The sequence below is a fragment of the Gammaproteobacteria bacterium genome, assembly GCA_022450155.1.
GTDB lineage: Bacteria > Pseudomonadota > Gammaproteobacteria > Arenicellales > UBA868 > REDSEA-S09-B13.
This window is the reverse complement of sequence record JAKUQR010000031.1, coordinates 22775-29343: the sequence shown is the minus strand read 5'-3', so window position 1 is coordinate 29343 and position 6569 is coordinate 22775. Positions and strand designations below refer to the sequence as shown.

Sequence of the window (6569 nt, the reverse complement as noted above, 5' to 3'; positions counted from 1 at the left end):
TAAAATCGCCTAGGTGTGAATCTTCGTCGTCACCGATTGGGGTCTCCATTGAGATTGGCTCTTTGGCAATTTTCAGGACCTTGCGGATCTTGTCTTCTGGCATATCCATGCGTTCGGCGAGTTCCTCCGGCAGAGCTTCACGGCCCTTTTCCTGCAGAATCTGCCGGGAGACCCGGTTCAGCTTGTTGATGGTTTCAATCATGTGCACCGGTATGCGGATGGTACGCGCCTGGTCCGCTATTGACCGGGTGATCGCCTGGCGAATCCACCAGGTCGCGTAGGTCGAAAACTTATAACCGCGCCGATATTCAAACTTGTCTACCGCTTTCATCAGGCCAATATTGCCCTCTTGAATGAGATCGAGGAACTGCAGACCGCGGTTGGTGTATTTCTTGGCAATGGAAATAACAAGCCGCAGATTTGCCTCGACCATTTCTTTCTTGGCCCGGCGAGCCTTCGCTTCGCCGATGGACATTTGTTTGTTGACATTTTTGATCTCGCTGACGCGAATGCCGGCCTGCTGTTCGATATGACCCAGCTTTCTGCGAACAAGTTCGAGATTCTCAGCGTGTGCCTTCAGTATATCTTTACTGCCTTCTTTGCCTCGCATCAGACTGCGGATCCAAAAAAGCTCAGACTCGCGCCCCACAAACTTGCTGATAAAGGTTTTTCGTGTGATTTTTGCTTTTCTGATACAGATATGGGTCACCTGTTTTTCCAGCCGCCTGACATCATCGACGATCACTCGCATAATCAGTGACAGGTAGTCGATCTGCTTGGGCGCTAGTCTGATCTCGAGAAGCTCAGCGGCCAGTTTCTTCTGATGTTTCTGCAGCTGCGGCGCACCGATGCCGTATCGGTCGCGGGCTCGAACAAGACTCTTGTAGCCTTTGCGGATGCGGTCAAATCGTTCTTTGGCTTCTACCGGGTCAGGGCCTTGGGGGCCGGCGTCTTCGTCGTCACTGTCAGCCTGTCGGACACCACCGGCAGGGATGATTTCCTCTTCTTCAGCGTTGGGATCGATGAAGCCGACCAGCAGTTCTGGCAGCTTCATCTCACCTGCCTCGACCAGGCCAGCGAGGCGAATCAGCTCACCAATGATGACCGGGGTAGTGGATATCGCTTCAACACTCTGTCGGATGCCGTCTTCGATCCGCTTGGCCAGGTTAATTTCATCCTGCCGAGTCAGAAGGTCCACTGTCCCCATCTCCCGCATGTACATGCGGACCGGGTCGGTGGTACGGCCAAACTCGCTCTCGACAGCGGTGGTCAGTACCGCCTCGGCTTCCTCGACGACCTCTTCATCGTCTGTATTTGCCGTTTTCAGGAGGAGTGAATCAGGATCCGGTGCGCTGTCGAAGACCTCAATGCCCATGTCGTTGATCATGTTGACCACCGTTTCAATTTGGTCGGTGTCATTCATGTCTTCAGGGAGATGGTCGTTGATCTCCCGATAAGTCAGGAATCCCTGTTCTTTTCCCTTAATAATCAGGCGTTTGAGTTCAGACTGTTGACTCTGTGGATCCATAGACTGTACGCTCCGGACGAAAATAATGAATAGAAATACTATACGGCTGGGCCGGGAATTATACCATGAAGATGTGGTTTCTGCGCTCGAATTCAGGTCTCGGTCGTGTCAGACCGTACTGACTCGCGTTGCTGGTAGAGCTCGCCCAGCCGATGTTTTTCGATCTCACTGAGTTCTCGTTCAGACGCCAGATGCAACAGTTCTGCGATTCTATCGTCGATCGACTGGGACGCCAGCGTGGCGAATGTTTCGGCTAGAAAAATCTCCAACCCGTCGTCGTCTACCAGATGGTTCCGCGAAGCGAGTTTTTCAAGGGTCGGCTGCTGCTCATTCCCCCTAAATCGCTCGATCAGGCTGGCTGTAGTCAGCTGCGGGTTCTCCCGCGCCAGCCCGTGAACCTTTGTCAGTAACTGAACGCCGGGATCGTCGTGCGTGTCAACCACAGCGGCAGGTAGATCCAGGCCGGCAGCGAGCTGAGGGCGCTGCACCAGAACACTGATCGCCGTGGCCATGGGCGAAAGCCTTTTGCTGCGAGCAGAAGAGCGCTTATGGGGAACCGTTGCGGGTGTGGCCGGTGACCCGCCAAGGCCGCCAGGCGCAATTCCCGTGAGGTCGCTCAGGCGCTGCTGCATCAGCTCCCGCAGCGGGCCTTCAGGAACTCGGGAAATTAACGGCCGGGCGAGTGTCGCCAGTCGTGCCTTGCCATCCATGCGGGTAGGGTCTGTCTGGTTCAGCAGGGTATCGAACAGTAGATCGGGCAAGGGGGTGGCAGACTCGATCAGCGCCCTGAACGTGTCTGCCCCCTGGTCACGAACAACCGAATCGGGATCCTCACCATCGGGAAGAAACAGAAAACTGACCTGGCGGCCGCTTTCGAGCGACGGCAGCGCAATTTCCAGCGCCCGTCCCGCTGCGTCTCGCCCGGCCCGATCTCCGTCAAAGCAGAAAACAATGGACGGTGCAAGCCGAAACAGCCGCTGCAGGTGAGTTGCTGTTGTCGCGGTACCCAAGGTTGCCACACAGTGATCGATTCCATGCTGGGCGAGGGCGAGAACATCCATATAGCCTTCAACCACGATTGACACCTGCTGCTGCGCGATGGCAGAGCGTGCGCGATGCAGGTTATAGAGCTCCGAGCCTTTGTGAAATACCGGTGTTTCGGGCGAGTTAAGATATTTTGGTTCTCCCTCATCCAATAGACGACCGCCAAACGCGATGACACGGCCCTTGCTGTCGTGTATGGGGAAAATAACCCGGGCTCTGAACCGGTCATAGTGACCGCCGGACTCACGTTTGGAAATCAGACCGGCTTTAACCATCAAATCAAGCTTTTCTTCGTTGCCGGCCGTGGACGACAGATTGTCCCAGCCCGTCGGGGCGTAGCCGAGATCAAATCGGGCGGCGATCTCACCGGTCAAACCCCGCTGTTTCAAATAAGCGATTGTGGTTGAGGCATCGCTGTGTGAGCGCAGTTGATCCTTGTAGTAACGGCTGGTTTCGCCCAGGATCTCCAGCAGCGGCAGCGTCGGGTTGTCGCCGGACCTTGCGGGCCCGGTATCGGGAACTTCCAGACCGGCTTCACCGGCCAGCTCTTCGACTGCCTCGGGGAAGCTGAGATGCTCGAACTCCATGAGAAATGTGATCGCGGTACCGCTCACACCACAGCCAAAGCAATGATAAAATTGTTTGGGTCGGCTTACTGTGAAAGAGGGTGTTTTCTCGTTGTGAAAGGGGCAGCAGGCTTTGAAGTCCTTACCTGCTTTCTTGAGCGGCACACGGCGATCGATGACTTCCACCACGTCAAGGCGGGCAAGTAACTCATCAATGAACTCCCGGGGTATTCTGCCGCGCATCGCGTGTCCTCAGCCAGTTAACGAGCGATATTATCACCGCCGATCCGCTGCGACCTGGCGTATTTTGTATGGTTCAAGCACAACCGTAGTTTGGAGACCAATATGCGATTGATTCCTGCAGGGCCACCTTGTTGTGTCATCCGATATAACCTGAAACTCAATGAATTTAGAAGGACAAGATAATGGTGCGGAGCACTGATCGCGCGGTTGGCGTGTGGCTACTGGTATGCTGTTTTCTGGTTTTTGCCATGGTGGTGCTCGGTGGTGTCACCCGCTTGACCGGTTCGGGTCTGTCGATGGTTCGATGGGCACCGCTCAGCGGGGCTATTCCCCCGATCACAGCTGCGGCCTGGGAGGCGGAATTCAACCATTACCAGCAGTCGCCCGAATTTCAGAAGGTCAACCACCAGATGACGGTGAATGAATTCAAGACCATCTTCTACGTCGAGTACTTCCACAGACTGTTGGGCAGAGCAATCGGACTGGTGTTCCTGGTCCCTTTCCTGGTGTTTTTATGGCGTGGGCGAATACGCCGTGCACTGATTCCCAAGCTGTCGCTGGTGTTTGTGCTGGGCGGTCTACAGGGGCTGCTCGGTTGGTACATGGTCAAGAGCGGGCTTGTTGATGTGCCCCGGGTCAGTCCCTATCGCCTGACGGCGCACCTGATTGTGGCCGTCGCCATCTACGCCTACCTGTTTTGGACTGCTTTAGGGTTGATGAGTGAACGTTCCCATCGCAGTACAGTTTCCCCTCTCTCACGAGGGGCCATCGGCATCACGGCTATGATCGTTGTCACGATTTTGTCCGGGGGATTTGTAGCCGGGCTGAAGGCCGGGCACGCATTTAATACGTTTCCACTGATGGCTGGCCAGTGGATTCCACCGGGGTATCGGGTCGCGGAGCCTTTCTGGCTCAACTTTTTCGAGACCATACCCGCAGTACAGTTCAATCACCGCTGGTTGGCGATCACAACATTTGTGTTGGTGTTGCTGTTTGCTCTTAGAGCCTGGCGGGATGACGCATTGAGAACGTATCGGGCTGCGGTGGCTGTACTCGCGATGCTCGCCCTGATCCAGGTGAGCCTCGGTATCTCAACACTGGTGCTGCATGTGCCGGTGGTGCTGGCTGCCGCACACCAGGGAGCAGCGCTCGCGCTGTTAACGGCTGCCCTGTACGTGGTATTTATAACGCGGCACTTGGCCGGTGCAGAGTCTGGGTCTTCTGTGGCTGGGGGCCACACCTGAACCGACTGGGGTCAGCTGTTTAAGCGCTGTTTGACGGCGCTGCTGACAAGTCCCATGTCGGCGCGCCCATTGATTTTCGGTTTCAACCAGGCCATGACCTTGCCCATGTCGCGCTGAGAGGCAGCGCCGGTTTCAGCAAAGGCTGAGTCCATTAGCGCCTCGATTTCGGGTTTACCCAACTGCGCTGGGAGATAATCTTCAAGCACCCGCAGCATCTCGGTTTCTTTGTTGACCAGGTCGTCACGATTGCCTTTTTCGAACTGCTCCACAGCATCATGGCCCTGTTTGATCATTTTCTGTACCACTGAGAGTACACCGTCGTCATCAAGATCAGTGCGTTCGTCGATCTCGCGGCGCTGAATGGCAGCACGAAGCAGGCGCACGGCTTCCAGGCGAGGCCGGTCCTTCGCACGCATAGCCTCTTTCATGTGGGTTGCAATTCGAGCTTTTAACGACACGGGGGTCCGGACCTTGAGGGGAAAGAGCGACTGAGTCTCGCTCAGTACTGTCGGTTTCTTCTGGGGTCCTGGCGACTGACGCGTTTCTTTTCGCGCTTGACGGCCGCTGCTCCAGCGCGTTTGCGTACGGTGGTGGGTTTTTCGTAATACTCCCGTCGGCGTGATTCAGTAAACACGCCGGCTTTTTCGCAGGCACGACGAAAACGACGCAGGATAACGTCGAAGGGTTCGTCTTGTCTGATCTTTACACTGGGCATTGAATTTGTCTCTCCTCACGCAAAACGGCGAAAAAGGGCCGGCAATTCTACCCTCTTAAGCATTGTAAGTACATCAGATATAACCGGGACCGGCCGGCCCGGCCCCTATAATAATAGGTCTGATAGTGAATATTTGATTGCCAGTTATGCCTGTTCAATCCTACCGGGGTCTTTTCAGCTGTTAACTCCTGTCCATAGGTCAACACGATGAAGGTACTGGGTATTGAGACTTCCTGTGATGACACAGCGGCCGCTGTGTACGATTCTGCTGGCGGGCTTAGAGGCCACCGACAGGCTTCACAGCTCGACAGTCATCGACCCTTCGGTGGGGTTGTGCCGGAACTCGCTGCCCGCGACCATGTGCGCCTGTTGATGCCGCTGGTCCAGCAGGTCCTGGCTGATACGGACTTAAAAGTCGATGATCTGGATGGCGTGGCGTACACGTCAGGTCCCGGGTTGGCAGGGGCACTCTTTGTGGGTGCCGCTCTCGGTCGCAGCCTCGCCTGGTCCCTGGATATACCGGCTGCTGGAATTCACCACATGGAAGGCCATCTGCTGGCACCGATGCTAGAAGCGGACCCGCCGGAATTTCCCTTTCTGGCTTTGCTGGTGTCCGGTGGACATACCATGCTGGTGGATGTCCGAGCGGTTGGGCGTTATCAATTACTCGGCAGCACGCTGGACGATGCGGTGGGTGAGGCCTTTGACAAAATCGCAAAACTGTTGGGATTGGATTATCCGGGTGGTCCTGCCGTGGCTGCTGCGGCCATAAGCGGTCGTCCAGGACAGTTTCATTTCCCACGACCAATGACCGACCGACCGGGGCTCGATTTCAGTTTCAGTGGCCTCAAAACATTTGCCCGCAACACGGCAGCACAGTGCGAACTCAACCCGCAGGCCATTGCCGATATTGCGCTGGCGTTTCAGGACGCCGCCGTGGATACGCTGGTGATCAAGTGCACCCGCGCAATGCGGACTTCAGGACGGGCACGTCTGGTCGTTGCGGGTGGTGTTGGGGCGAATCAGGTGCTTCGCGAGCGACTCAGTATGATGGCAGACGAGCAAGGTTACCGGGTTTACTATCCCCGGCCGGAGTTCTGTACGGATAACGCGGCCATGATTGCCTATGCCGGCTGGATCCGGTTAAGGCGCGGGCAGCACAATGACCGAGACTTTACGGTCCGCCCCCGCTGGTCGTTGACCGATCTGGCACCGGTCGACTGAACCCA

At 56.1% G+C, this 6569-nt stretch carries 6 protein-coding genes; 2 read left to right on the top strand and 4 right to left on the bottom strand.

Translation table 11 applies throughout. The features are described 5' to 3' along the window. Window positions 1-1528 (bottom strand): RNA polymerase sigma factor RpoD (gene rpoD / locus MK323_13600; GenBank protein ID MCH2483185.1); only part of this gene is annotated, 1528 nt, incomplete at its 3' end. 92 nt (window positions 1529-1620) lie between these two features. Beyond that, a complete protein-coding gene (dnaG, locus tag MK323_13595; protein ID MCH2483184.1) occupies window positions 1621-3381 on the bottom strand; it encodes a DNA primase in 1761 nt (586 codons plus the stop codon). Window positions 3382-3563: 182 nt separating this feature from the next. On the opposite strand from dnaG, the gene MK323_13590 reads away from it, so the two are divergent. Beyond that, window positions 3564-4625: a COX15/CtaA family protein gene (locus MK323_13590; protein MCH2483183.1), complete on the top strand. Its 1062-nt coding sequence runs from the start codon at window positions 3564-3566 to the stop codon at window positions 4623-4625. Window positions 4626-4636: 11 nt separating this feature from the next. Here the strand turns inward: MK323_13590 and MK323_13585 are convergent, their stop codons facing one another. Both MK323_13585 and rpsU read right to left on the bottom strand, forming a co-directional pair. Further along, on the bottom strand, window positions 4637-5053 hold the full coding sequence (locus MK323_13585) for a GatB/YqeY domain-containing protein (protein MCH2483182.1): 417 nt from the start codon (window positions 5051-5053) through the stop codon (window positions 4637-4639). 71 nt (window positions 5054-5124) lie between these two features. Further along, the gene (gene rpsU / locus MK323_13580) at window positions 5125-5340 is read right to left on the bottom strand and encodes a 30S ribosomal protein S21 (GenBank protein ID MCH2483181.1); all 216 of its coding nucleotides are present in this window, start codon (window positions 5338-5340) and stop codon (window positions 5125-5127) included. Window positions 5341-5547: 207 nt separating this feature from the next. Between rpsU and tsaD the strand changes: the two genes are divergently transcribed. Then, a complete protein-coding gene (tsaD, locus tag MK323_13575) occupies window positions 5548-6564 on the top strand; it encodes a tRNA (adenosine(37)-N6)-threonylcarbamoyltransferase complex transferase subunit TsaD (GenBank protein ID MCH2483180.1) in 1017 nt (338 codons plus the stop codon). Window positions 6565-6569 lie beyond the last annotated feature (5 nt).